We start from the raw sequence: 26,181 nt of genomic DNA, 5'->3' as shown, positions 1-26,181 counted from the left end.
ACAGGCGGCTTGCCGGCCGATGGCTGGTCCGGACACGCCATGCCGCCACGACGTATATATTTCGTTACATACGTGAAGTACGCGATAGCCGCGTTGGGCGTAGAATCAAACTTTGCCGTTTAGCCAGGATCAGCCTTTGAAAAACGCTTTCGCCATTGTAACCTTGTCCGCCCTGATGGCCACGCATGCCATGGCGCAGACGCCCGTCGCCCCTGCCGATGCCGCGGCCGGCCCCTCTGCGGCCGTGCCCGCCACGGCGCAGGAAGAGGGCGCCGTGTCCAAGGCGGAGGGTTTGCCGAAGGTCGAATTGAGCAGCGACCTGCTGTACAAGCTGACCAAGGCGGAAATGGAATTCAAGAACGGCCAGTGGCAAGGGCCGTACGTGACGATGATGGTGGCGGCGCAGCAGACGCGCGACCCGCGCCTGGCGCGCCGCGCTTCCGAAATGGCGCTGGCCGCCAAGCAGGGCAGCGAAGCGCTGGCGGCCATCCGCCTGTGGCGCGACCTGGCGCCCGAATCGGACGAGGCAACGCAGTTCTTCCTCGGCTTTGTCGTCCTGACGGACAAGATCGAGGAAGCGGAACCGATCTTTGCCGAGCGCCTGGCCAATGCGCCGCCGGGCGCGCGCGGCGTGGCCCTGTTCCAGATGCAGCAAATCCTGTCGCGCTCGAATGACAAGCTGTATGCCTATTCGATGGTGACGCGCCTGGTGCAGCCCTACCTGGACATGTTCGAAGCGCACCTGGTGCTGGCGCAGGGCGCCCTGTCGATCGGCGAGCGCGAGCGCGCCATCGGCGAGGCGAACAAGGCGCTGGCGATCAAGCCGAACTCCGAGCTGGCCGTGCTGACCCTGGCGCAGGTGACGGGCGAACCCGAGGCGGCTGGCAAGGTGCTGGCCACGTTCCTGCAAAAGAACCCGGACGCCGTCGAAGTACGCAGCGCGTATGCGCGCCTGCTGGTCGAGCAAAAACAGCTGGAGCCGGCGCGCGACCAATTCCTGCTGCTGCTGAAAACGCAGCCCGACAACGTGGGCGGCCTGTATGCGCTCGGCATCGTGGCGCTGCAGCTGGAAGACACCAAGGGCGCGGAGCAGTACTTCAAGCGTTTCCTGGCCGTGCTCGAAAAATCCCCCGGCGACACGCGCGACCCGTTCAAGGCCCTGATGATCCTGTCGCAGATCGCCGAAACGCGCGGCGACACGGCGGGCGCCATCGCCTGGCTGGACAAGGTCGACAACAGCGCATCGAGCGGCTATGTCGAGGCGCGCTTGCGCCGCGCCCAGCTGATCGCCCGCGGCGGCAATCTCGATGCGGCGCGCAAGGCGCTGACGGAAATCGAAACGGACGATCCGGCAAGCCAGGCGCAGGTGCTGCTGGTCGACGCGCAATTCCTGCGCGACGCCGGCTATGTGCAAAGCGCGTACACGGTGCTGGAAAACGCCTTGCTGCGCTTTCCCGACAATCCGGAACTGCTGTACGACTACGCCTTGCTGGCCGAGCGCCTGGACAAGATGGAGTTGATGGAAGCGAGCCTGCGCCGCGTGATGGCGCTGGCGCCCGACAACCAGCACGCGTATAACGCCCTCGGCTACTCGCTGGCCGAGCGGGGCATCCGCCTGCAGGAAGCGTATGCGCTGATCGAGAAGGCGCTGCAGATGGCGCCGGGCGATCCGTTCATCATGGACAGCATGGGCTGGGTGCAGTTCCGCATGGGTAACCTGGCCGCGGCGGAAAACGCGCTGCGCCGCGCGTATGCCGTGCGCAGCGATCCGGAAATCGCCGTCCACCTGGGCGAAGTGCTGTGGCAGAAGGGCGACAAGGATGAAGCGCAAAAACTGTGGCGCGAGGCGCAAGGCAAGGACCCGAAAAACGATGCGCTGAAAAGCACGCTGGCGCGCCTGAATGTCAGCCTGTGATTGAATCGATTAACCCAACTCTGAAAAACCAGCGCCCTGTCGCTGGTTTTTACGTATGCCCATGTCAAAAAATCTCCTCGTTCTGACGGCTCTGTGCCTGTCCCTCTCGGCCTGCTCGACCCTGACTTCGCCTTTTTCGTCCGGCGCCGCGCCTTCGAGCGTGGCCGTGGCGCCCTACCGCGAACAGGTGGAGCTGACGGGCCGCCTGAACGTGGTGTACCAGAAGGATGACAAGCCTGAATCGGCCACCGTCAATTTCAACTGGCTGCAGACGGCCGCGCGCACGGACGTGACCCTGTATACGCCCGTCGGCAGCACCCTGGCGACGATCGCCGTCACGCCGCAGCAGGCCGTGCTGACGCAAAGCGGCAAGGCGCCGCGCAGCGCGCCCGACGTCGACACCCTGAGCGCGCAGATGCTGGGCTGGTCCTTGCCCGTGTCGGGCTTGCGCGACTGGCTGCAGGGCTATGCCACGGGCGCCGACGGCAAGCGTTTCGTGGCCTCGCCCGCCAACGACAGCGTGACAACGAAGGACGGCTGGCGCTTGCGCTATGTGTCGTGGCAAGATGCGCCTGAGAATACACCGGGCGCCTTGCCCCAACCGCGGCGTATCGATGCCGAACGCAATGCCAGCGCGCAGGCCGATGCCGTGTCGCTGCGCATCGTGCTCGAACCCGCCCCTGCCGCATCTGCACCATGACACTGACGACCTTGAACAACTGCCCGGCCCCCGCCAAGCTGAACTTATTTCTGCACGTCAACGGCCGCCGCGCCGATGGCTATCACCTGCTGCAGACGGTATTCCAATTGCTCGACCATGGCGACACCTTGCACTTCGCGTTGCGCGACGATACGCTGATCCGCCGCGTGACGGCGCTGGCCGGCGTGCCGGAAGAGCAGGACCTGATCATCCGCGCCGCGCGGCTGCTGCAGGCGGAAGTGCTGCGCCGCACGGGCGCTTTGCCGCGCGGCGTCGATATCGCCATCGACAAGGTGCTGCCCATGGGCGGCGGCCTGGGGGGCGGCTCGTCCGACGCGGCCACGGCCCTGATGGCCTTGAACCGCCTGTGGCAGGCGGGCTTGAGCCGCGAGGAATTGATGGCGCTGGGCTTGCCGCTGGGCGCCGATATTCCGTTTTTCATCTTTGGCGAGAATGCGTTTGCCGAAGGCGTGGGCGAGGCCCTGCAGCCCGTCGCCACGCCCGATTGCTGGTATGTGGTGATCGAGCCGGGCGTGCAAGTTCCCACCGCTGCAATTTTTTGCGCGGAAGGCTTGACGAGAAATACCGAACCCGTCACAATAGCGGACTTTTCCAGGTACCTCGCAGAAGGAAACGATGCGGGTGGATTTGGTAAGAATGATTTACAGCAAGTGGCATGCAGTCTTTTCAAGCCGGTAGCAGATGCGGTAGAATGGCTGGGTGCTTACGGTGAGGCCAGGATGACTGGTTCCGGTGCTTGTGTATTTAGTGCGTTTGGCAGTCAGGAAGAAGCGGATGCGGTGCTCAGCAATGTGCCACCGGTCTGGATCGCCTGGAAGGCAAAAGCGCTGAATCGCCACCCGATGCTCACGGTGTTGTAAAGAGCAAAAAAAGATTTTGCTTAGCGTCAAATAGTCGGTATAATACTGGCCAACATGACGGCAAGCAGTCAGTTGCGTAGGGGAATCGCCAAGCTGGTTAAGGCACTGGATTTTGATTCCAGCATGCGAAGGTTCGAATCCTTCTTCCCCTGCCACCCATTTCACCGTAGTCTGTCGATGCGAAGTTGGCGTCCAGTGCGGGAAAAAGCAGATATGTCGCCACGCGGCATATTCTAAACAATGACTGACCGGGCCTATGCCCGGTTAGTGCTTTTCAAGACTTCTATATCACCTCTTGGGACTCCCATGGCTTACGAAAACCTGATGGTTTTTACCGGCAACGCGAATCCAGCGTTAGCAGAGGGGGTCGCAAAAAACCTCGGCATCCCTCTCGGTAAAGCAAACGTTTCGAAATTCTCTGACGGCGAAGTAATGGTCGAGATTAACGAAAACGTGCGCGGCAAGGATGTTTTTGTTTTGCAATCCACCTGTGCGCCAACCAACGACAGCTTGATGGAAATCATGCTGATGGTCGATGCCTTGAAACGCGCTTCCGCTGGCCGCATCACCGCCGCAATTCCTTACTTCGGCTACGCCCGCCAAGACCGCCGTCCACGCTCCGCGCGTGTGGCGATTTCGGCCAAGGTAGTGGCGAACATGCTGGAAGAAGCCGGTGTCGAGCGCGTCCTGATCATGGACTTGCACGCTGACCAGATTCAAGGTTTCTTCGATATCCCAGTCGACAACATCTACGCTTCGCCAATTTTGCTGGGCGACCTGCAAAAGAAAAACTACCAGGATCTGCTGGTGGTGTCGCCGGACGTCGGCGGTGTGGTACGTGCGCGCGCCCTGGCAAAACGCCTGGGCTGCGACCTGGCCATCATCGACAAGCGTCGTCCAAAAGCGAACGTGTCCGAAGTGATGAACATCATCGGTGAAGTCGAAGGCCGCAACTGCGTGATCATGGATGACATGGTCGACACGGCAGGTACGCTGACCAAGGCTGCCGAAGTGCTCAAGGAGCGCGGCGCGAAAAAAGTCGTGGCGTATTGCACGCACGCGGTGCTGTCGGGCCCGGCGATCGACCGTATTTCGGCGTCGCCACTCGATGAGCTGGTCGTGACCGACACGATCCCCCTGTCCGAAGCGGCCCTGGCCTGCGGCAAGATTCGTCAATTGACGTGCGCGCCGCTGCTGGCCGAGACGTTCAAGCGCATCATCAAGGGCGATTCGGTTATTTCCCTCTTCATCGATTAATTCGACAAGAGCAGCAACAGACGTCACCTGCGGCGCGACCGGCTTTTTGCCTGTTGCGCCGTAGTATTTTAGTTTTCGGGGCGCGCATGCGCCCATTTCCGAAGATTCCTGGTCGCGGGAATCTTCATAACACAAGGCGCAAGCCTTGTTCTTCTTGGAGTTTCACATGAAAGTTATCGCATTTAAACGCGAATTGCAAGGTTCCGGAGCGAGCCGCCGCCTGCGCATTTCCGGCCAAACCCCTGGTATCGTCTACGGCGGCGCTGAAGCCCCAGTGCTGATCTCGCTGGATCACAACGCCCTGTACCACGCGCTGAAAAAAGAAGTGTTCCACTCGTCGATCCTGGACCTGGAAATCGACGGCGTTTCCCAGCAAGTTCTGTTGCGCGACTTCCAAGTCCACGCATACAAACAACTGGTTCTGCACGCTGACTTCCAACGCGTTGACGCTAAGCAAGCTATCCACGTGAAAGTTGCGCTGCACTTCACGAACGCTGACGTTTCCCCAGCAGTCAAACTGCATGGCGCGACCATCAGCCACGTTGCCAACGAAATCGAAGTATCGTGCCTGCCAGGCCAACTGCCAGAATTCATCAACGTTGACCTGTCGAACATCGACGTCGGTCACTCGCTGCACGTCGGCGACCTGGTCTTGCCAGCTGGCGTGACCGCTGTCACCCACGGCGCCAACCTGACCATCGCTACCGCTTCGGTACCGGCTGGCCACGTTGCTGCTGAAGCCGCTGCTGCTGAAGTTGCTGCTGACAAGAAGTAATTTTGCCGCCGCAGCAATGCGGTAGTCGCAAGGAAAAACCCGCCAGGTTCGCCGCGCGGGTTTTTTTCCGCCTGTTTTCACCGATAATGCTTTCTTTTACATTGCAGACACAGTCATGCCCATACGCCTGATCGTCGGCCTCGGCAACCCGGGACCCGAATACGAACAAACCCGCCACAATGCCGGCTTCTGGCTGGTGGACAACCTCGCCAACAGCTTGCCCGGCACGCGCCTGCAGCGCGATTCGCGCTACAACGCCATGCTTGCGAAAACGTCAATCGGCGGCAAGGAAGTCTGGCTGCTCGAACCGCTGACCTTCATGAACCGCTCGGGCCAGTCCGTGGGCGCGCTGGCGCGTTTCTTCAAGATCGCCGCCGATGAAGTGCTGGTGGTGCACGACGAACTGGACTTGATGCCCGGCATCGCGCGCCTGAAGAAGGGCGGCTCGGCCGGCGGCCATAATGGCTTGAAGGACATCACGGCTGCGCTGGGCACGCAGGATTACTGGCGCTTGCGCCTGGGCATCGGCCATCCGCGCACCCTGAGCCTGCAGCAGCAAGTGGCCGATTTCGTGCTGCACCGTCCGCGCCGCGAAGACCAGGAGCTGATCGAGCAAGCGATCGAGAAATCCCTGCAAGTCATGCCGCAGATCGTCGACGGCAAGTTCGAAGCGGCAACCATGAAGTTGCATACCGTCTGATTATTTCCCCGCCTTGCCGAAGCCGGCCATGATGGTTTTCGCCATCTGCTGCTGGCTCGCCTGGGCGCTGCTGCCTTCGCCCGCGTTGGCGGCGATCAGCAAGCCGTCGCCGCTGCCGGGCGCCAGCGCGATCAGCGCGTGCCAGTAGCCGTTCGAGCCCAGGTGCGTCAGCACGCGCTGCGGCGCCTGCGGCGGGAAGTGCATCACGCCCCAGCCCAGCGCCGCGTTCGTGTCACCCTGCGCCGTGTGCAGGAACACATAGCTTTCCCGTTTCAGCAGCTTGCCCTTGCCCTGTTCTCCCTGCAACTGGTCGAGCGCAAACTTGGCCCAGTCGGCCAGGCTCAAGTGAATCTCTCCATCGGGCGCCATCATCAGCGGGTTGCTGGCCATCAGGCCGGCGATGGGCTTGCCTTGCTTGTGGCCCAGGTTTTGTCCGCGCACGGTGGGGCCGAACGCGGCCTGCATGCCCAGCGGGCCAAACACCTCCGCCTGCATCAGTTCCTCATAGGTCTTGCCCGTGACCCGTTCCGCGATGGCGGCGGCGATCATGGCGCCGCTGTTCGAGTAATGCGATTCGCCGCGCGGCGTGGCGACGGGCGCGTCGGCCAGCGCGCGCTGCGCGTATTCCAGGCGCAGCAGGGGCAGCGGGCGTGTATCCGTGTAGGTGGAATTGATCCACGCTTCATCGGGATTGGGCGGCAGGCCGGCGCGGTGCGCCAGCAGGTCCGCCAGATTGACGCTGCGGTACTCGGCGCGCATGCCGGCGCTCAGCGCGGGCAGCATGCTCGACAGCGGCGCATCCCACGACAGCAGGCCCCGTTCCACCAGGCGCGCGATCAGGGTCACCGTCATGGCCTTGCCGTCGGAGCCGATATTCCACACGTCGTCGGCGCGCACGGCGTCCTGGCCGTCATTGGCGCGCACGCCCGCCTGCGCCTGCGCCTCGATCTTGCCGTCGCGAATGACAAGGATCGCCATGGCCGGCACGCTCTTGTCGGCCAGCGCCTGCTGCAGCATGGCGTGCAAGTCATGGGCGCGGGCGGGGCCGCCGAGCAAAAAGGCGGTGCTGCAAACGAGTGTGGCAAGCAGGGTCTTCATGGTGTCTCCAGTCGATAGGATAGGGCGAACATGTTAAAATGGTCGCAAAACATGATTTAATTATTGTTTTACGATAATTTATTCTATCGACACTTTGCGTGTTCGTATACTTTTAAATATGAAAAAAAATAATGCGGGACCAGCCATACTGAGCCGGCGCGTGCGCCTAGGCGTGACGGGCTTCTTTGCTTTGTACCTGCTGCTGACAGTGCTGGGCTGGCTGGCGCCCGCGCCGGCCGCGCACGGCACCGTGGGAGGCGCCGGCATGTATGAACTGGTCTTGCAATTGCAGAGCCAGCCATTCGAGCGCCTGGCCGCCATGCCCTGGTGGCAGCGGGCGCTGGGCCTGGCGCTGGCCTTGCCGGCCCTGCTGGTGCTGGGCGATGCCGTGCGCCAGCTGGCCCGGGTCTTGCGCCAGTTCGAGCAAGGCGTGTACTTCACGCCCGAGGTGGCGGCGTGCTTTCGCCGTTTCGCGGGCGGCCTGCTGCTGGGAACGTTCTTGACCTTGCTGGAGCCGACCGTGCGGGGCATGCTGTTCGGCTTGCTGGAAGAGGGGGCAGGCCAGCTGCGCCTGGTGGTCGACATCACGGGCGGCGACCTGTGGACCTTGCTGCTGTGTTCCGTGTTCTTTGCGCTGGCGCAAATCCTGCACGAAGGCCAGCGCCTGGCCGATGAAAACAGCGGGTTCATCTGATGGGCATCGTCGTGCGCCTCGACCTGGTACTGGCCAGGAAAAAAGTGAAATCGAAGGAACTGGCGGCCTTCATCGGCATCACGGAGCAGAACCTGTCCCTGTTGAAATCGGGCAAGGTGCGGGGCGTGCGCTTCGATACCTTGTCGAAGATTTGCGAAATGCTCGAATGCCAGCCCGGCGACATCCTGGAATTCGACTCGTCGCAGCGGGACGACGGAGATGGCGACACTTAGCGCCGCCGGGGCGGTTTTTTTGAAGAGTAGGGTGCATAGAGGTACAATTGACCCTTACCAGATTTATTACAGCAAGATTATCCAGAAAACGCCGGTACAGGCCGTTTTTGCACCAGCCGCTTGCCGGCAAAATTGATTATTTAAAGGTTTTCCATGAGTCTCCAATGCGGTATCGTCGGCTTGCCGAACGTCGGCAAGTCCACCCTGTTCAATGCACTGACGAAAGCCGGCATCCCGGCTGAAAACTATCCGTTCTGCACCATCGAGCCGAACGTCGGCGTCGTCGAAGTGCCGGATCCGCGTATGGATGCGCTGGCCGCCATCGTCAAGCCGGAACGCATGGTCAACGCCATCGTGGAATTCGTCGACATCGCCGGCCTGGTGGCGGGCGCGTCGAAAGGCGAGGGCCTGGGCAACCAGTTCCTGTCGCACATCCGCGAAACGGACGCCATCGTCAACGTCGTGCGCTGCTTCGAAGATGACAACGTCATCCACGTGGCCGGCAAGATCAACCCGCTCGACGATATCGAAGTCATCCAGACCGAACTGGCGCTGGCCGACATGGGCACCGTGGAAAAAGCCATCCACCGCGAAAACAAGAAAGCCCGCTCGGGCGACAAGGACGCGGCCAAGCTGCTGGCCATCATGGAACGCATGATGCCTTACCTGAACGATGCCAAGCCGGTGCGCGCCATGGGCCTGGACGCCGACGAAATGGAACTGATCAAGCCTTTGTGCCTGATCACGGCCAAGCCGGCCATGTTCGTGGCCAACGTGTCGGACACGGGCTTCACGGACAATCCGCTGCTGGACCAGCTGACCGCCTACGCGAAATCGCAGAACGCGCCCATCGTCGCCATCTGCGCGGCGCTGGAAGCGGAAATCGCCGACCTGGACGATGCCGACAAGGGCGCTTTCCTGGCCGACATGGGCATGGAAGAGCCAGGCCTGGACCGCCTGATCCGCGCCGGCTACAAGCTGCTGGGCCTGCAAACCTACTTCACGGCGGGCGTGAAGGAAGTACGCGCCTGGACCATCCCCGTCGGCGCCACGGCGCCGCAGGCGGCCGGCGTGATCCACACCGACTTCGAACGGGGCTTCATCCGCGCGCAAACCATCGCCTATGACGACTTCATCGCCTACAAGGGCGAAGCGGGCGCCAAGGAAGCGGGCAAGATGCGCGCCGAGGGCAAGGAATATGTGGTCAAGGATGGCGACGTGCTGAACTTCCTGTTCAACGTCTAACTCCCGACGCTGTTCCCATGCCTGGGCATGGGACAGTAACGAGCCCTGCAAGTCATTGATTTGCAGGGTTTTTTATTGCCTGCTTGCCGGGCGTGGCCTGGCTGCCGCACCCGGTGCACGGGGCACGGCGGTTGCGGCGGTCCAGTTTTTTCCTGTATGATGAGAATAATTCTCATTTATATGAATGTGCCACTTTTTGCTGGCCGTCGACCACAGGAAGGGTATCGTGAGCACCGCCGAGTTAGCGCTTCAGCAGCAAGTCAGCAGTCTGTACACCGACCACCATGGCTGGCTGCGGGGTTTGCTGCGCCGCAAGCTGGGCAATGCCTTCGATGCGGCCGACCTGGCGCACGACGTGTATCTGCACCTGATGAAGACGGGGCGCGTGCCGCCGGCCGGCGAGTCGCGCCGCCACCTGACGCAGATCGCCAACGGCATGGTCATCGACCTGTACCGCCGCCGCCAGATCGAGGCCGCCTACCTGGAAGTGCTGGCCCTCGTGCCCGAGGCGCTGGCGCCGTCCGAAGAGGAGCGCGCGCTGGTGGTCGAGGCGCTGGCGGAGATCGATGCGGTGCTGCACAAGCTGCCCCCCAAGGCGCGCAAGGCCTTGCTGCTGTGCAAACTCGACGGCATGAGCTACCGCGATATCGCCGCCGAATTGCAGGTGTCCGTCTCGTCTGTCGAAAAATACATCGCCGCCGGCTTGCTGGCCTGCTACCAGGCCTTGCATGCGCCCGATGCCTGAGCCATGGACGTGGTGATCGCGCCGGCCGTCGTCCAGCAGGCGGCCCAGTGGATGGCGCGCCTGTGGTCCGACGACGCCAGCGACGCAGACCGGGCCGCCTGTGCCCGCTGGTGCGCCGCCCATCCCCATCACGCCATCGCCTGGCAGCGCCTGCAGGCGTTCGAAGGCAAGCTGCACAGCGTGCCGCGCGACGCCGCCCGGCACGCGCTGCGCGAACCGGCGCCCGCCGCCTATCTGAACCGCCGCCGTGCCCTGAAGCTGCTGGCCGTGCTGCTGCCCGTGGGCGGCATGGCGTATATGCTGCGCGGCACGGATGCTTGGCAAGTGGCCACGGCCGGGCACAGCACGGCGACGGGGGAATTGCGCGAAATCATGCTGCCTGACGGCACGCGCGTGATGCTGGCCTCGGCGTCCGCCATCGACGTGCGCTTCGACGCCAGCGAGCGCTTGCTGATCCTGCGCACGGGCGAAATCCATGTCACCACGGCGCACGATCCGGACCCGGCGCAGCGGCCTTTCCGCGTGCAAAGCCGCCACGGCACGGTGCAGGCGCTGGGCACGCGTTTTACTGTGCGACAAGACGAACACACGTCGCGCGTGGCCGTCTTCGAGGGCGCCGTGGAAGTGCGCCTCGCGCATGCACCGGGCCGGCCCGTGCGCATCGCCACGGGGTACAGCGCCGTGTTTTCGGCCGATATCGTGCAGTCTGCCGCGCCCGTGTCCGCCAGCGCGGCGGCCTGGACGAAGGGCGTGCTGGTGGCCGACAGCCTGCGCCTCGATGACTTGCTCGCGGAACTGGCCCGCTACCGGCCGGGCCTGCTGCGCTGTGATCCGGCCGTGGCCAGCCTGAAAGTCAACGGCGTGTTTTCGCTGCGCGACACGGACCGCGCGCTGCACAACCTGGCGCTGGCCTTGCCCATCGAAGTTGTCGCGCGCACGCGTTACTGGGTCACGGTGCAGGCCCTGCCCCAGGCTGCTGTTTGAGATTTTCCGCTGGCCCGATTGAGGGTTTTGCCACCTCGTTCGGGATATAGGGTGAGAGCCACTCTTTTCTTCTGACACCATGCATGCCCTTTTTTCATGAGTACCCATGACGCGGCCCCGGCCGAACCCAAACAGGCGGACCCGATCCGCCGCATATTGCAGCCCATCCGCGGGCGCCTGATCGTCGCTGCCTTGCTCACCGGCATCGGTTCCATGTTCACCCTGGTGCCGCTGGCCGGCATCGCGCACCTGGCAACCATGGCCCTGGGACCCGCCGGCACCTTGGCGCAGGGCGACGTGTGGCGCATCGTCATCGCCAGCGCCGCCGGCCTGTTCCTCGGCATGGCCCTGATCTCGCTGGGCGAGCTGGCCGCGCACCTGGCCGACAACCGCATCACCCATCAATTGCGCCTGCAAGCGATGCGGCGTCTGGGGCAAGTGCCGCTGGGCTGGTTCACCAGCCGCGCCTCGGGCGAAGTCAAGCAGGCGATGCAGGACGACATCAATACCCTGCACAGCCTCACGGCCCACTTCTACACGACGACGGGGCGCGCCGTGGGCGCCATCGCCATTTCCGTTGTGTACCTGTTCGCCATGGACTGGCGCATGGCCCTGATCGCCATCCTGCCCTTTCCCGGCTTTTTCCTGTTCTTTGGCCGCGCCATGAAGGCCAGCGGAAACAATATGGCGCAATTCGTCACCGGCATGGGACGCATCAACCATGCGGTGGTGGAATTCGTCAACGGCATTCCCGTGGTCAAGGCCTTCGGCGCCACGGGCCGCGCGCACGGCAGCTACCGCGCGGCCGTCGATGCGTTTGCCGACGCGTTTGCCGCGTTCACGCGGCCGCTGGTGGGTTCGATGGCCAATGCGAATACGCTGATCGCGCCCGTCGCCGTGCTGGGCGTGGTGGTGATCGCCGGCACCGTGTTCGTGGCCCTGGACATGATGGCGCCCGTCGACGTGTTGCCGTTCGCCCTGGTGGCGCCCGGCATCTCCGCACCGATGCTGCTGCTGCACTACCTGACGCATGACCTCAACAACGCCACCGGCGCCGCCCAGCGCGTGCTGGCGCTGCTCGACACGCCCGTGCTGGCGCAGCCGGCGCCCGGACAGCAGCAGCTGCCGGACGGCACCGAGATCCGCCTGGAAGGCGTCGGCTACGCCTACGATGGGCAAAACCAGGTGTTGTCGGATATTAACCTGACTTTGCGGCCCGGCACGGTGACTGCCATCGTCGGCGCCTCCGGTTCCGGCAAGTCGACCCTGGCGCGGCTGCTGCTGCGCTTTTTTGATCCCACGCAAGGCCGCATCACCCTGGGCGGCGTCGACCTGCGGCATATCGCCACGACCGAGCTGTACCGGCGCGTCGGCTTCGTGCTGCAGGAAGTGCGCCTGATCCATGCCAGCGTGCGCGAGAACATCGCGCTGGGCCGGCCTGGCGCCAGCAGCGGCGAGGTGGAAGCGGGGGCGCGCCTGGCGAACATCCACGAACGCATCCTGGCCTTGCCGCGTGGCTACGATTCCGTGATCGGCGAGGATGCGCAATTGTCCGGCGGCGAGCTGCAGCGCGTGAGCATCGCGCGCGCCGTGCTGCTCGACCCGTCCGTGCTGGTGCTCGATGAAGCGACGGCGGCGGCCGACGCGGAAAACGAGGTGGCGATCCAGGATGCGCTGTCGCGCTTTGCCCGTGGCCGCACCCTGCTGGTGATCGCGCACCGGCTCGACACCATCATGCACGCGGACCATATCGTCGTCGTCGAGAACGGCGCCATTCTTGAGCAGGGCAGCCATGCCGGACTGCTCGCAGACAAGGGCCGCTATGCGCAACTGTGGGCGCTGGGCGGCTACCAGGATACCCGGGAAGACGCGGTGCTGCCATGCTGAAGACCTTCATTCAACTGCTGGGCGACGATGCGCCCGTGTTCCGCCGCTACTGTGCCATGGCGCTCGCCTATGGCGTACTCGGCGGGTTGACGATGACGGCGCTGGTGCTGGCCCTGGGCCGCTTGCTGGCCGCCGATACGGGCGGCGCGGCCCTGTGGCTGCTGGCGTTGCTGGCCGGGCTGGTGGCTTGCTGGGCCTGGCGGAGACAGGTGGAAAAGGCGGGCGTGCGCGTGGGCGTGACGATCCTGCAAGGGGCGCGCCAGCGCCTGGGCGACCATGTGGCGCGCCTGCCCGTCGGCTGGTACACGCCGGAGCATACGGCGAAACTGGGCCACGTCATCACGCAGGGCATGATGAATGTGGCCCAGCTGCCCGCCCACGTGCTGACGCCCGTGATTTGCGGCGCCGTCACGCCCCTGGTGCTGCTGGCCGCGCTGTTTGCGCTGCACTGGCCGCTGGGCGTGATTGCCCTGCTGGCGCTGCCCATCCTGGCCGGCGCCTTGCGGCTGACGGCGCACCTGGGCCAGCGCGCCGATGACGCGTATCACCGGCATTTTGCCCAGACCAGCCAGCGCCTGGTGGAGTTTGCGCAAGCGCAATCGGTGTTGCGCGCATTTAATGGAGAGGGGGGCGGCACGCGGTTCCTGCAGCAAGCCATCGACGAGCAGCGCCACGCCGGCACGCGGCTGATCTATCTGTCCGCGCTGTCGGCGGTGCTCAACGCCTGGACCGTGCAAGCCATCTTTGCCGCCTTGCTGGCCGCCGCCGCGCTGTGGCTGAACACGCTGCTGGGTGGCGGCGCCGGCACGGGCGACGCCATCGCCGTCATCGTGGCGCTGTTGCTGGTGGTACGCTTTGTCGACCCCTTGCAGGAAGTGGCCAGTTATGGCGAAGTGCTGCGCGGCGCGCGGGGGCCGCTCGATGCGGCGCGCGATATTTTCGCCGTGCAGCCCTTGCCGGCAGCGGCCATGCCGCAAGCGCCGCGCGATGGCGCCGTCGAATTGCGCGGCGTGGGATTCCGCTATGCACAGGATCAAGCCGACGTATTGACGGACATCAACCTGCACTGCGCGCCGGGCAGCATGACGGCGCTGATCGGCGCGTCCGGTTCCGGCAAGACGACCCTGGTGCGCCTGATCGCGCGTTTCTTTGACGCCAGCCAGGGCGCCGTGCTGGTGGGCGGCGTCGACGTGCGGCACATGTCCAGCGAGCAATTGGCCGGGCAGATCAGCCAGATCTTCCAGGACAGCTATCTGTTCCAGGGCAGCATCGCCGATAACATTCGCCTCGGCAAGCCGGACGCGAGCGATGCCGAAGTGCTGGAAGCGGCGCGCCAGGCGGGCGTGGCCGAGATCATCGCCCGCCTGCCGCAGGGCCTGGACACGCCGGTGGGCGAGGGCGGCGCGCGCCTGTCCGGCGGCGAACGCCAGCGTATCGCCATCGCCCGCGCGCTGATCAAGGATGCGCCGATTCTGCTGGTCGACGAAGCCACGGCCGCGCTCGACGCGGAAAACCAGGCCGCCATCGCCGAGGCGCTGGCGCGACTGCGCGGCAAGCGCACGGTGATCGTCATCGCCCACCAGCTGTCGACGGTGGCGATGGCCGACCAGATCGTCGTGCTCGACGGGGGACAGGTCCGCGAGCAGGGCGCGCCGGCACAGCTGCGCGCACGCGATGGCCTGTATGCCCACTTCCTGGCCCAGCGCCAGGCGGCCAAGGGCTGGCGCATCGCCTCCGCGGCGCCGCAGCAATGAACGGGATGATGATTTGACACGCGCGCGTCTGTTTTCCCTGTTCTTCCTGCTGTGTGGTATGTCGCTGCTGGTGGGCGCGCGGGACATTGCCTGGACGCAGCTGTTTGCGCTGTCCGGCGCGCTGTCCGACGATACCTGGCTGACCTTGACGGCCAGCCGGCTGCCGCGCCTGGCGGCGCTGGTGCTGACGGGCGTGGGGCTGTCCGTCTGCGGCGTCATCCTGCAGCACATCGTGCGCAACAAATTCGTCGAGCCGGCCACGTCGGGCGGCCTCGACGCGGCCAAGCTGGGCATCCTCGTCTCGCTGACGATGGCGCCCGCAGCGGGCACGGCGGGCAAGATGGCGTTTGCGCTGGCCTTTTGCTTTGCCGCCAGCCTGGTCTACGTGGCGCTGATCCGCCGTATCCGTTTCAAGAACACGATACTCGTGCCCGTCATCGGCCTCGTGTATGGCGGCGTGCTGAGCGCCGTGGCCGAGTTCTATGCCTACCGCAACAATATCCTGCAAAGCATGCAGGGCTGGCTGCTGGGCGACTTCTCGAAGATCGTGCAGGGCAACTATGAAATCATTTATCTGATCCTGCCCATCGTTGCCCTCACGTATCTGTACGCGCAGCGTTTCACGCTGCTGGGCATGGGCGAGGGCATGGCCGCCAGCCTGGGCCTGAACTACGGGGGCACGGTGGCGCTGGGCCTGATGCTGGTGGCCGTCACGGTGGCAGCCACGGTGATCACGGTGGGAGCGATTCCGTTTGTCGGCCTGGCCATCCCGAACCTGGTGGCCTTGCGCTACGGCGACAACCTGGGCCGCACCCTGCCCATCGTCGCCCTGTGCGGCGCCTCGCTGCTGCTGGCCTGCGACATCGCCGGGCGCTTGCTGATCTATCCGTTCGAGGTGCCGATCGGCCTGACGGCGGGCGGCGTGGGCGGCTTGCTGTTTCTCTTCCTGATCATCCGGGGGCGGCGATGAGGCGCGTAATGAATCCCGCGATGCTGTGGCTGGCCGTTGCCGCCCTGGCGGCGGCGTTTCTCCTGCTCGGCGCGAATCTGGACTTCGATTACATCATCCCGAAGCGCCTGGCGCGGCTGGCCGCCATCGCCATTGGCGGCGTCTGCGTGGCCGTGTCCTCCATCGTATTCCAGACCACCGCCGGCAACCGGATACTGACGCCGGCCGTCATGGGCTATGAAGCCGTGTATCTGCTGCTGCAGTCGCTGCTGATCCTCGTGATGGGCATGCACAGCCTGGTGCTGCTGGGACAGAACGGCAATTTTGTCGTGTCGATTGCGCTGATGCTCGCGTACTCGTGGGCCATGCATTATTGGCTGTTTCGTGATGGCAAGAACAACGTGTATTTTTTGCTGTTGCTGGGCTTTGTGCTGACGATGGTGATCGGTACGTTTACCCAGTTCATCCAGTTGCGCATCAGCCCGGGCGAGTTCGCCATTTTGCAGGGATTCAGCCAGGCCTCGTTCAACAAGGCGCAGCCCGGGCAATTGCTGTATTCGGCGCTGCTGGCGGGCGCCGCGTGCATGGCCGTGGCGAAGACCTTGCCCGCGCTCGACGTGCTGGCGCTGGGCCGCGAACAGGCCATGTCGCTGGGTATCGATTACCGGCGCATGGTGCAGCTGCAGCTGGCGCTGATCGCCGTGCTGGTGGCGGTCTCGACCAGCCTCTTGGGACCCACGGCCTTCATGGGCATCTTCGTTGCAAACACGACCTATGCGCTGGCCCGCACGGGGCGCCACCGTGCCACCTTGCCCCTGGGCTGCGCCATCGCCATCGCCATCTTCCTGGTCGCCCAGTTGCTGGTCGAGCACGTTTTCAATTACCGCACCACGGTCGGCATTCTCGTCAACCTGGTGTGCGGCGCGTATTTTCTCGCGCTCATGGTCCGTACCCGAGGCACCGCATGATTCACGTCCAACAGATCGAAAAAAGCTACGGCGCCAGGACGGTGCTGGCCAACGTCAACGTGCAGTTTCCCAAAGGACAGGTCACGTCCTTGATCGGCCCCAACGGCGCCGGCAAGACGACCTTGCTGATGCTGGTCGCGCGCCTGATCGAGCCCAGCGATGGCGATATTCTGCTGGGCGGGCGCAGCATTGCGGATATCCGCCTGGCCGACTATGCGCGGCAAGTGGCCACCCTGCGCCAGTCGCCCGATTTCAGCCTGCGCCTGACGGTGGAAGAACTGGTCGCCTTCGGCCGCTTTCCCCACAGCCGCGGCAACTTGACGGCGCAGGACCGGCACGCGATCGACGAGGCCATCGCCTTTTTGTCGCTCGACGCGCTGCGTGCCGCCTACGTCGATGAGCTGAGCGGCGGCCAGCGCCAGATGGCTTTCCTGGCCATGACGATTGCCCAGCAGACAGATATTCTGCTGCTCGACGAGCCGCTCAACAACCTGGACATGAAACACGCCGTGCAGATCATGCGCGCGCTGCGCCGCCTGTGCGACGAACAGGGCCGCACCGTGATCCTGGTGATTCACGACATCAATTTCGCCGCCAACTATTCGGACCACATCGTCGCCATGCAGGGCGGCGCCGTGCGCTTCAGCGGCCCCGCGCACGAGGTCGTCACCGAGGAACGCCTGCGGTCCCTGTACGACATCGATTTTCACATCGTGCGCGATGAACGCGGCTGCGTCTGCAATTACTTTACCCCCACAGGAGCTTGAGATGATCTGGAACAAACCTTTCTGCGCGCTGGCCGTGCTGCTCGCCGCCGTGGCCGCCTTGCCCGGCTGCAGCGACAAGGCCGCCACGGTGCCGCCGGCGCCGGCCGCCACGGCATCACAGCAGGCATATTCTCCCATCACCATCGAGCATAAACTGGGCACGACGGTGATCCAGCAGCGCCCGCAACGCGTGGCCGTGCTGGACATGAATGAAGTCGATTTCCTCGACCAGCTGGGCGTGCCCGTGGCCGGCATGGTGAAGGATTATGTGCCGCATTTTCTGGCCCGCTACAAGGAGGACCAGGGCATCGGCGACCTGGGCGCCATCGTGCAGCCCAACCTCGAGCACATCCACGCGCTCAAGCCCGACCTGGTGCTGATGACGTCGATCCAGGCCAACCACTACAAGGAGCTGAGCCAGATCGCGCCCAGCTTGCACTTCGACGTGGACTTCAAGAACAGCCAGGGCAAGCACATCGACGTGGTCAAGCAGCACTTGCTGACACTGGGGCGCATTTTCGGCAAGGAAGATATCGCTCGCCAGAAAGCCGCCGAGCTCGATGCGAAGGTGGCGGACGCCCGCAAGGTGACGCAGGAGCGTCCCGAGAAAGCCCTGATCGTGCTGCACAACAACGGCGCCTTCAGCTCGTTCGGCGTGCAGTCGCGCTACGGCTTTGTTTTCGATGCGCTCGGCGTCAAACCGGCCAGCTCGGCCATCGAAGCGGGCTTGCATGGACAGCCGATTTCCAGCGAGTTCATCCAGCAAGCCAATCCCGACATCATCTATGTCGTGGACCGCACGGCCGTGATGGAGCACCGTCCCGTCATGACGGCCGAGCAGATGGCCAATCCTCTTTTGCGCCAGACCAATGCCTGGAAGAACGGCCGCGTCGTCTTCGTCGATGCGGATGCCTGGTACATCACGGCGGCCAGCGTGACGTCGTTGAAGCTGGTGATCGACGATGTGCTCCAGGGCTACCGGTAATCGTGATATTTTTCGTAATGAGTCGTATTTGCATTGAGGATTTTGCCTTTTCGTTCGGGAGACAGGGTGAGAGCAAGCAATCATCCATCTGAAAGGATTTACCGTATGAGCAAACGCATGGCATCGCGCCACCTTCCCGCCTTGACATTGAGTCGCATCGCCACCGCCGTGCAGCTGGCGCTGATCACGGGTCTCACGGCGGGGGCGCTGGGCGTGGCGGCCCGGCCGGCGTTCGCGCAAGCGGCGCAAACCCGGCAAGCGTTCAACGTGCCGGCCGGTTCGCTGGGCCTGGCGCTCAATACCTTCGCCGCCGAGGCGGGCATCGAATTGACGGCCGAGGCTAGCCTGCTGCAGGGCAAGAGCTGTGCGGGCCTGTCCGGCAGCTACAGCGTGCCCGAAGGTTTTTATGCCTTGCTGCGCGGCCATGGCCTGCAAGCCGTGCGCGAGGGCAATGGCAGCTACACCTTGCGCCGCGAACCGGCGCACAGCGCCGCCGCTGAAGCCGCCGCGACCATGCCGGCCGTGACCGTGTGGGGCAAGGGCAATGCGGTGACCGAAGCCTATGTGGGCGGCCAGGTGGCTTCCGGCGGCCGCGTGGGTTTTTTGGGCGACAAGGACTTCATGGAGACGCCCTTCAACACCATCAGCTACACGGATAAATTCATCGAGGACCGGCAGGCGCGCGACATCACCGACGTGATTTCCGCCACCGACCCCACCGTCTTCAGCAGCGGCATGACGGGCATCATCGGCGAGAATTATTCGATACGGGGCTTCAGCTCGAATATCGGCGACGTCGCGTTCGGCGGGCTGTACGGCATCTCGCCGTACTACCGCACCTCGCCCGAAATGTTCGAGCGCATCGACGTGCTGAAAGGGCCGTCGGCCTTGCTCAATGGCATGCCACCGGGCGGCTCGGTGGGCGGCAGCATCAACCTGGTGCCCAAGCGCGCGGGCGACACGCCGCTGGCGCGCGTGACGGCGTCGTATATGTCGGATTCGCAATGGGGCGGCCACGTGGACCTGGGCCAGCGCTTTGGCGACAATCAACAATTCGGCATCAGAGTCAACGGCGTCTACCGTGACGGCGACGGCGCCATCGACCACCAGAAAAAGAAGACCCAGCTCGCTTCCGTGGGCCTGGACTGGCGCGGCAATGGCGCGCGCCTGTCGGCCGACCTGTATCACAGCGAGGATCGTGCCGACGGCTTGAACCGGGGCGTCAACCTGGCCGCCGGCTTGCCCGTGCCGCGTCCGCCGAAAGCGGAAACCCTGCTCAATCCCAGCTGGGCGTTTTACGATACCAAGGACAAGGGCGCGATGCTGCGCGGCGAACTGGATGTGAACGAGCAGGTGATGGCCTACGCCGCCGTCGGTGCCAGCCAGGCCGACTACCAGTCGACGGGCGCGTATCTGATCCAGGTGTTCAACACGGCCGGCGACTACCGCACCAACGTTGCCGACCTGGGTTTCGATGTGGAAAAGCAGTCGGCGGAAGCGGGCTTGCGGGGCAAGCTGCGCACGGGCGATATCGGCCATCAATGGGCCGTGAACGCCACGTATTATCACCACACGGACAAGCAGTACGGGCGCCGCAATACCCTGGCGAAAGACTGGATCACGAATATCTACAATCCCGTCTGGGGACCGGCGACCCGCTTCGAGGCGCCGCAGATTTCCAAGGCGGAACTGCGCCTGGCCAGCTTTGGCCTGGTCGACACGCTGTCCTTTGCGCAAGACACCGTGCAGCTGACGGTGGGCTTGCGCCGCCAGGAAGTGCTCAGCGATAACTTCAACATCAAGACGGGCGCGCGCACGTCGCGCTATGACGAAAGCGTCACCACGCCCGCCGTCGCGCTGCTGGTCAAGGCCAGCAAGAATATCTCTCTGTACGGCAATTACATCGAAGGCTTGAGCCAGGGCGCCACGGCGCCGCTGACGGCGGCCAATTCGGGCGAGGTCTTTGCGCCGTACAAGTCGAAGCAGGCGGAACTGGGCTTCAAGGTCGACCTGGGCGAGTTCGCGCATACGGTCAGCGTGTATGAAATCAAGCGGCCCAGCAGCTATGTCGATCCGGTCAGCAATATCTTTTCCTTTGGCGGCGAACAGCGCAACCGCGGCGTCGACTGGGGCTTCTTCGGTTCGCCCCTGCGCGACGTGCGCCTGATGGGCGGCGTGGCCTATGTGGACCCCGTCTTGACGAAGACCGTGGGCGGCAGCAACCAGGGCAAGCAGGCGACGGGCGTGCCCAAGCTGCAAGCCAAGCTGGGCGTCGAGTGGGATACCCCGGCCGTGCCCGGCGTGACCCTGACGGCCAATGCGACGGCGGCATCGAAGCAATACATCAATGCGGACAACTCGCTGTCCGTGCCGGGCCGTACCGTGTTTGACCTGGGCGCGCGCTACGCCACGCGCGCGGCGGGCAGGCCGTTGACCGTGCGCGCCAGCGTGAGCAACGTCGGCAACAAGGCTTACTGGGCGCTGCCGCAGTGGACCAGCCTGGGCCTGGGTGCGCCGCGCACCTTCATGCTGTCGGGAACCATGGATTTCTGAATGCCGTTTGCCGCATGAGCTGTTTGACAATGCCCCGCCGGTGCGGGGCATTGTCGTTTCCGGGCCACGCAGCTTGCCCGGATGGATTGCCGGACCCGGACTCAAAACAGACCGGTGCCGCCACTGATAAAAATCAAGGCCAAAAGGCGCGCAGTGCCAGGATTGGTGATAATATTTTTTGAATGTTTATGAAAGAATCATGCCTGCAGTGCGCGCATGCGTAGTAGCGCACCGCAGGAACCGATATTGTTGGGATTTGGCTGCTCGCAGCCAGGCACAAGACTTCAAAGGGCTGGCCATGGTGATGACTTCCTTAGCGCAAACGCAATGCCAGGTATTTTTGGAGGGGGAGGGTGACCGCTGGTTCGACCGCAACAGATCCACCTTGAACCAGCAGAAGTCATTCTACGAGAACGAAGCGATCAAGCGCGTGCTGGCCGGCCACCGTGACCGTATCGGGCATATCCTCGAAATCGGCTGCGGCAACGGCGTCAAACTGGCGGATCTGTGCCAGTTCTTTGCTGCGCAGGGCCATGGCATCGATCCCTCTGCCGAGGCTGTCCGCGAAGGCATGGATAAATTTCCTAATGCCAATGTTCACCTGGACGTCTCGATTGCGTCGCACATTCCGCACGGCGATGCCAGCATGGATCTGGTGTACTTCGGCTTTTGCCTGTACCTGGTGGACCGGACGGAAATTCTCAAGGCTGTTGCCGAGGCCGACCGGGTATTGAAGAGCGGTGGATTTCTGGCCATCCTGGACTTTGATCCCGGTATTCGCCACAAGCGCACCTATCATCACAAGCCTGGCTTGTTTTCCTACAAGACGTCCTATGCTGACTTCTTTACCGCCAGCGGCCATTACTATCTGGTAGCCAAAGACAGCTTTTCCCATAGCGAACATGCCTTTTCGCCCGATAGCGATGAGCGCGTTTCCATCTGCATCCTCTATAAAGAACCCGAGCCCTATGGCAAGGGCTGACAGTGCTGACCTGAACGGATGAACCTGGTGGCTGGCGCCGCCAGTCGCGCGGTGCGGCAGCCTTTATCCGTTGTTCTGCGCTACCCCACTGCGCCTGCGCCGGACATCCGGCTTGCCGTGTGCTGGCGCTTGCTGGCTATTTTTCCAGACGTTTTGCAATCCAATGACCGACTGCGATCAAGGGCGTTTCTATGAGTTTGTACATGAGGAAGGCAAGCAGCACGGTGGCGGCGATTATTGCTATCCGATAACTTTCGGCTGCGTGGTCCGGCAGCTCGAAATAGATTTTCCATTTATTGCGGCCGACTTCCATGAAAATGATCCAGTGCACCAGATAGAGCGAAAATGAGGCATTGCCAATGCCGATCATGAATTTCGTATATCGGCTGTGCCAAAAACTGTTTGGCTTGCTGGCATTTGATTTTTCTGAATTCAAGAAGGCCACGATTAACAGGGCTGAACATATACTGGTTCCCAATGTGGAAATCAAGGTATTCCAGCTTGCATTGGGCCAACCCAGCATGTTTTCCCAAGTGAAAAATATAATGGCGGAGGCAAGCAGCGGTCCGGCCGATTTGAATTTTACAAGACGATCTTGATTTTTATAAATCAAAATACCTGTCAGGAAATTGATATGCGTTGGAGACAATAAATGGTAATCCCAGAAGGGAAGAAGCGTTCCCTGATTGACCAGGATGGGTAAAACGAGACCCGCGCCGCCAAGCAGGGAAAGAATAATGATGAATGTTCTGAAACTGGAAAAATATAAAATAACTGCGCTCAGCAGGTAGAATATTATTTCATGTTCCAAGGTCCAGCCTACGGCATAGGGCGGATGGTTTTCCATCGGGAAGATGGCAAAAGACTTGATGATCTCCGGCATGCCCAGCTCGCCGCCGCCAAGATTGTAGCCGTAGCATAATTGCAGATAGACGGCCGTCCCGCAAAATATCCAGTATAGCGGATATATCCTGAAGAAGCGTCTGGTTAAAAACGATGCCGGTTGAATTTGTCCCTTGCTTGCGATATGCGCAATGATGAAACCGCTGACGACAAAGAAGAGATCGACGCCGAGATAACCCCATTTGTAAATAAATGGAAGGGTGACTTTATATTCGTCCGGAAAAGAAGCGACTGCAAAGTGAGAATGAAACATCACGACGGACAGTGCTGCAATTGCTCTGATTATCTGAATTGAGGAGAATTTCTGAAGCATTGGTGCAGCCTGTCGGTGTCGGGGACATAATTATAGTAAGGTCTCGAGAATTAAGCTAACTCTTAATTGGTTGTCATATAGCAAAGAAATGCATGCAATATGTATTATTTTTGCAATGCCAGCCGCCGGTTGCCTTAATGCGGCGCCGGTGTCGCCGTTGCCCTGCACGGTTCATGGCCGTCCAGCGTCGGCAGCGATTCCAGGCCGGCCAGCGCGCTCATTGCCCGCGCCCGGTGCCGGCTCAGTTCATTGCGCCAGGCCAAGGCTTCCGCCGTCTTGCCCTGGCGTTCATACAGGTCGATCAGCGCCTTGTAGCTGAGGTCGCTCGAAGCGTGAGCCTGCTGTGCCAGCGCGATGGCGCTGCGGAAATGAAACACGGCCGCGTCGTAGCGGCATGCGGCGCTGGCGGCGCGCCCCGCCTGGTGATGCAGCCGCGCCTGCCAAGCGAGATCGCCATGGCCCAATCCGACATTTTCCACGGCCGCCGCGTAGTTGCGCAGGGCTTGCGCCCAGTCGCCATGGCCGGCCGCTTCCTGCGCGAACTGTTCCTGTTGCGCCGCCATGCGCAGCTCGACCTGCGTGGAGCAGGCATTGAGCGCCATCAGGACAAACGGCAGGACGAGGCAGGAGCGGATGGGCAGCAGTGTGGACATGGCGCCACTGTAGCCGATGGGCAGGCGCGCACGTTTGCGCAATACGCATGAATTGGGGATTTGCTCAGGCATGGATGGCATATAATTTGCACACGACTTTGTTATTTTTGACAGTACACCTCACGGGAGCACCATGTTTTCACGCAAATTCCATTCTTGTGCACAGCTGATGCTGGCTACCTTGCTGATGGGCTTTATCGCCGCGTCCCCGGCGCGCGCGCAGCAAGCGGCCGTCAAATTGCCGAATGTGGTGATCCTGGCCACGGGCGGCACCATCGCCGGCAGCGGCGCCGACAGCACCACCACCGTGGGTTATACCTCGGCCACCGTGGGCGTCGAACGGCTGATCGCGGCCGTGCCGGAATTGAAGAAAGTGGCGAATGTGAAAGGCGAGCAAGTCTTCCAGATCGCCAGCGAAAGCATGGGCAATGAACACTGGCTGACCCTGGCCAAGCGCATCAACGTGCTGCTGGCGTCGAACGACGTCGATGGCGTGGTCGTCACGCACGGCACCGATACCATCGAGGAAACGGCGTATTTCCTGAACCTGACCGTGAAAAGCCATAAACCCGTGGTAGTGGTGGGCGCCATGCGTCCGTCGACGGCCATTTCGGCTGACGGCCCCATCAACCTGTATAACGCCGTGATGCTGGCCGGCAGCAAGGAAGCCGTGGGCAAGGGCGTGCTGGTGGCCCTGAACGACCAGATCAACGCGGCGCGCGAAGTCACGAAGACGAATACCTCGACGACGGACACCTTCAAGTCGCCGGAACTGGGCATGCTCGGCTACATCCAGGGCAGCAAGGCCTTCTTTTACCGCCAGTCGACGCGCAAGCACACGCTGGAAACGGAATTTGACATCAGCAAGCTCGATGCCCTGCCGCAAGTGGACATCGTGTATGGCTACGCCAACATGAACCGCGTCGGCATGGACGCGTTCATTGCCGCCGGCGCCAAGGGCATCATCCACGCGGGCGTGGGCGATGGCAGCGTGGCCGCGCAAATGAAGCCGGCCCTGGTGGAAGCGCGCCAGAAGGGCGTGCTGATCGTGCGTTCGAGCCGGGTCGGCCAGGGCATCGTGGCGCGCAACGGCGAAGCCAACGACGATGAACTCGACAGTGTCGTATCCGACACCCTGAACCCGCAAAAAGCCCGCATCCTGCTGATGCTGGCCTTGACCAAAACGAATAGCACGCAAGAAATCCAGCGTATTTTCTACACGTATTGATCGCTGCCGCGCCGGGCCAGCCTCATAGGTTGAGCCTGGCTGATTTACGCTTGCCTGCTTTGCTGCCATACTTCGTTTCTGAATAACTTCCTGGCAGAAGCGGCAACACTGTTCCTTCTCCCCTGTCCATGGCTATCCTGTCCGACATCATCCTGTATCCCATCAAATCGTGCGCCGGCATCCATTTGCGCGAGGCGGTCCTCACGCATTCCGGGCTGATGAGCGAGCATGTGTTCGACCGCGAATGGATGGTGGTGGACGAGCAGGGCCGCTTCCTGACCCAGCGCGAACATCCGCGCATGGCGCTGATCGTGCCGTCCATCAAGGCCACGACCCTGGAGTTGCGCGCGCCGGGCATGCTGCGGCTGGAAATCGAACTGGGCTTGCCGGATCCGCAACACGCGCCCATGCTGGAGGTGCAGGTGTGGGACGATACGGTGCGCGCCTACGATTGCGACGCAGTCACGGCCACGTGGTTTTCCAGGGCCATCGGCGTGCCGTGCCGCCTCGTGCGCTTTCACCCGGACGTGGTGCGCGCCACCAGCACCAAGTGGACGGGCGGCGTGGCCGCCTCGACCATGTTTGCCGATGGCTATCCGGTGCTGATCGCCGGCAGCGCCTCGCTTGCCGACGTCAATGAGAAGCTGCGCGCCGCCGGCCGCGAGGCCTTGCCGATGAACCGTTTCCGCCCGAACCTGGTCATCGGCGATATTGCCCCGTTCGAGGAAGACTACGCCGACTTCCTGCAATTTGGCGCCACCACCTTGAAACCCGTCAAGCCGTGCTCGCGCTGCCCGATTCCGTCGGTGGACCAGGCCACGGGCGTGCCGGGGCCCGATCCGCTCGACGTCATGCATGGCTACCGCGCCAAGCCCGAGCTTGACGGCGCCATCTGCTTCGGCATGAACGCCATCGTGACCGCAGGCGGCGACGAGCGTATCGTGGTGGGGCAGGACGTCGGTTTCGAACTGGCATTTTAAGCATGGCGCCCGTACAGAAGGGTTTAAGGTTT

Annotated in this window: 24 protein-coding genes and 1 tRNA gene; 22 read left to right on the top strand and 3 right to left on the bottom strand. The window is 62.8% G+C overall.

Translation table 11 applies throughout. The features are described from left to right. The first annotated feature begins 136 nt into the window (after positions 1–136). The 7 genes from GCN74_RS11610 to pth all read left to right on the top strand — a co-directional run bounded on the left by GCN74_RS11610 (position 137) and on the right by pth (position 6,228). Positions 137–1,915 (top strand): tetratricopeptide repeat protein, encoded by a 1,779-nt coding sequence (locus GCN74_RS11610; RefSeq protein ID WP_152256828.1) that lies wholly within the window; start codon positions 137–139, stop codon positions 1,913–1,915. A gap of 61 nt (positions 1,916–1,976) precedes the next feature. Then, on the top strand, positions 1,977–2,615 hold the full coding sequence (locus tag GCN74_RS11605; protein ID WP_152256827.1) for an outer membrane lipoprotein LolB: 639 nt from the start codon (positions 1,977–1,979) through the stop codon (positions 2,613–2,615). Next, positions 2,612–3,496: a 4-(cytidine 5'-diphospho)-2-C-methyl-D-erythritol kinase gene (gene ispE, locus GCN74_RS11600; RefSeq protein ID WP_152256826.1), complete on the top strand. Its 885-nt coding sequence runs from the start codon at positions 2,612–2,614 to the stop codon at positions 3,494–3,496. The genes GCN74_RS11605 and ispE overlap by 4 nt, the downstream gene beginning before the upstream one ends. Positions 3,497–3,574: 78 nt before the next feature. Beyond that, a tRNA-Gln gene (locus tag GCN74_RS11595) sits at positions 3,575–3,651 on the top strand. Between the two features lie 151 nt (positions 3,652–3,802). Then, complete coding sequence (locus tag GCN74_RS11590; RefSeq protein WP_034753270.1) at positions 3,803–4,753, top strand: ribose-phosphate pyrophosphokinase; 951 nt, start codon at positions 3,803–3,805, stop codon at positions 4,751–4,753. 166 nt (positions 4,754–4,919) lie between these two features. Then, positions 4,920–5,528 (top strand): 50S ribosomal protein L25/general stress protein Ctc, encoded by a 609-nt coding sequence (locus GCN74_RS11585; RefSeq protein ID WP_152256825.1) that lies wholly within the window; start codon positions 4,920–4,922, stop codon positions 5,526–5,528. Between the two features lie 115 nt (positions 5,529–5,643). After that, positions 5,644–6,228, top strand: coding sequence for an aminoacyl-tRNA hydrolase (pth, locus tag GCN74_RS11580; protein WP_152256824.1), 585 nt, complete (start codon positions 5,644–5,646; stop codon positions 6,226–6,228). On the opposite strand, the gene GCN74_RS11575 is transcribed toward pth, so the two are convergent. Continuing rightward, positions 6,229–7,326 (bottom strand): serine hydrolase domain-containing protein, encoded by a 1,098-nt coding sequence (locus tag GCN74_RS11575; protein ID WP_152256823.1) that lies wholly within the window; start codon positions 7,324–7,326, stop codon positions 6,229–6,231. Between the two features lie 118 nt (positions 7,327–7,444). On the opposite strand from GCN74_RS11575, the gene GCN74_RS11570 reads away from it, so the two are divergent. From GCN74_RS11570 to GCN74_RS11510, 13 genes are all read left to right on the top strand, one after another. Then, positions 7,445–8,020 (top strand): DUF2975 domain-containing protein, encoded by a 576-nt coding sequence (locus tag GCN74_RS11570; RefSeq protein ID WP_152256822.1) that lies wholly within the window; start codon positions 7,445–7,447, stop codon positions 8,018–8,020. Further along, positions 8,020–8,253, top strand: a complete 234-nt coding sequence (locus GCN74_RS11565) for a helix-turn-helix domain-containing protein (RefSeq protein WP_152256821.1) — start codon at positions 8,020–8,022, stop codon at positions 8,251–8,253. Before GCN74_RS11570 ends, GCN74_RS11565 begins: the two co-directional genes overlap by 1 nt. Positions 8,254–8,406: 153 nt before the next feature. Then, positions 8,407–9,498 (top strand): redox-regulated ATPase YchF, encoded by a 1,092-nt coding sequence (gene ychF / locus GCN74_RS11560; RefSeq protein WP_152256820.1) that lies wholly within the window; start codon positions 8,407–8,409, stop codon positions 9,496–9,498. A gap of 226 nt (positions 9,499–9,724) precedes the next feature. Continuing rightward, complete coding sequence (locus GCN74_RS11555) at positions 9,725–10,243, top strand: sigma-70 family RNA polymerase sigma factor (RefSeq protein WP_152256819.1); 519 nt, start codon at positions 9,725–9,727, stop codon at positions 10,241–10,243. 3 nt (positions 10,244–10,246) lie between these two features. Further along, positions 10,247–11,227, top strand: a complete 981-nt coding sequence (locus GCN74_RS11550; protein WP_152256818.1) for a FecR domain-containing protein — start codon at positions 10,247–10,249, stop codon at positions 11,225–11,227. Between the two features lie 96 nt (positions 11,228–11,323). After that, a complete protein-coding gene (locus GCN74_RS11545) occupies positions 11,324–13,114 on the top strand; it encodes an ABC transporter ATP-binding protein (protein ID WP_152256817.1) in 1,791 nt (596 codons plus the stop codon). Continuing rightward, positions 13,108–14,868: an ABC transporter ATP-binding protein gene (locus tag GCN74_RS11540; RefSeq protein ID WP_152256816.1), complete on the top strand. Its 1,761-nt coding sequence runs from the start codon at positions 13,108–13,110 to the stop codon at positions 14,866–14,868. The genes GCN74_RS11545 and GCN74_RS11540 overlap by 7 nt, the downstream gene beginning before the upstream one ends. Positions 14,869–14,881: 13 nt before the next feature. Continuing rightward, positions 14,882–15,838: an ABC transporter permease gene (locus tag GCN74_RS11535; protein WP_226938996.1), complete on the top strand. Its 957-nt coding sequence runs from the start codon at positions 14,882–14,884 to the stop codon at positions 15,836–15,838. 8 nt (positions 15,839–15,846) lie between these two features. Further along, complete coding sequence (locus GCN74_RS11530) at positions 15,847–16,785, top strand: iron chelate uptake ABC transporter family permease subunit (RefSeq protein WP_226938995.1); 939 nt, start codon at positions 15,847–15,849, stop codon at positions 16,783–16,785. Beyond that, the gene (locus GCN74_RS11525; protein WP_152256813.1) at positions 16,782–17,552 is read left to right on the top strand and encodes an ABC transporter ATP-binding protein; all 771 of its coding nucleotides are present in this window, start codon (positions 16,782–16,784) and stop codon (positions 17,550–17,552) included. The genes GCN74_RS11530 and GCN74_RS11525 overlap by 4 nt, the downstream gene beginning before the upstream one ends. A 1-nt stretch (position 17,553) precedes the next feature. Next, positions 17,554–18,537 (top strand): siderophore ABC transporter substrate-binding protein, encoded by a 984-nt coding sequence (locus tag GCN74_RS11520; protein WP_152256812.1) that lies wholly within the window; start codon positions 17,554–17,556, stop codon positions 18,535–18,537. Between the two features lie 105 nt (positions 18,538–18,642). Continuing rightward, positions 18,643–21,090: a TonB-dependent receptor gene (locus tag GCN74_RS11515; RefSeq protein ID WP_152256811.1), complete on the top strand. Its 2,448-nt coding sequence runs from the start codon at positions 18,643–18,645 to the stop codon at positions 21,088–21,090. A gap of 199 nt (positions 21,091–21,289) precedes the next feature. Next, entirely contained in the window at positions 21,290–22,072 is a 783-nt protein-coding gene (locus GCN74_RS11510; RefSeq protein WP_152256810.1) for a class I SAM-dependent methyltransferase, read from the top strand. A 136-nt stretch (positions 22,073–22,208) separates the two neighbouring features. Here the strand turns inward: GCN74_RS11510 and GCN74_RS11505 are convergent, their stop codons facing one another. Together GCN74_RS11505 and GCN74_RS11500 are read right to left on the bottom strand one after the other, a co-directional pair. Then, positions 22,209–23,288: an acyltransferase family protein gene (locus GCN74_RS11505; RefSeq protein WP_152256809.1), complete on the bottom strand. Its 1,080-nt coding sequence runs from the start codon at positions 23,286–23,288 to the stop codon at positions 22,209–22,211. A 134-nt stretch (positions 23,289–23,422) separates the two neighbouring features. Then, a complete protein-coding gene (locus GCN74_RS11500; protein ID WP_152256808.1) occupies positions 23,423–23,941 on the bottom strand; it encodes a hypothetical protein in 519 nt (172 codons plus the stop codon). A 133-nt stretch (positions 23,942–24,074) separates the two neighbouring features. Here GCN74_RS11500 and GCN74_RS11495 point away from each other — a divergent pair, with 133 nt between their 5' ends. Both GCN74_RS11495 and GCN74_RS11490 read left to right on the top strand, forming a co-directional pair. Next, positions 24,075–25,169, top strand: coding sequence for a type II asparaginase (locus GCN74_RS11495; protein WP_152256807.1), 1,095 nt, complete (start codon positions 24,075–24,077; stop codon positions 25,167–25,169). Between the two features lie 128 nt (positions 25,170–25,297). After that, positions 25,298–26,149 (top strand): MOSC domain-containing protein, encoded by an 852-nt coding sequence (locus GCN74_RS11490; protein WP_152256806.1) that lies wholly within the window; start codon positions 25,298–25,300, stop codon positions 26,147–26,149. Positions 26,150–26,181 lie beyond the last annotated feature (32 nt).

Origin of the sequence: Janthinobacterium sp. FT14W (assembly GCF_009208755.1) — a bacterium.
Taxonomy (GTDB): Bacteria; Pseudomonadota; Gammaproteobacteria; order Burkholderiales; family Burkholderiaceae_D; genus Janthinobacterium; species Janthinobacterium violaceinigrum.
This window is presented reverse-complemented; position numbering and strand designations above follow the sequence as displayed.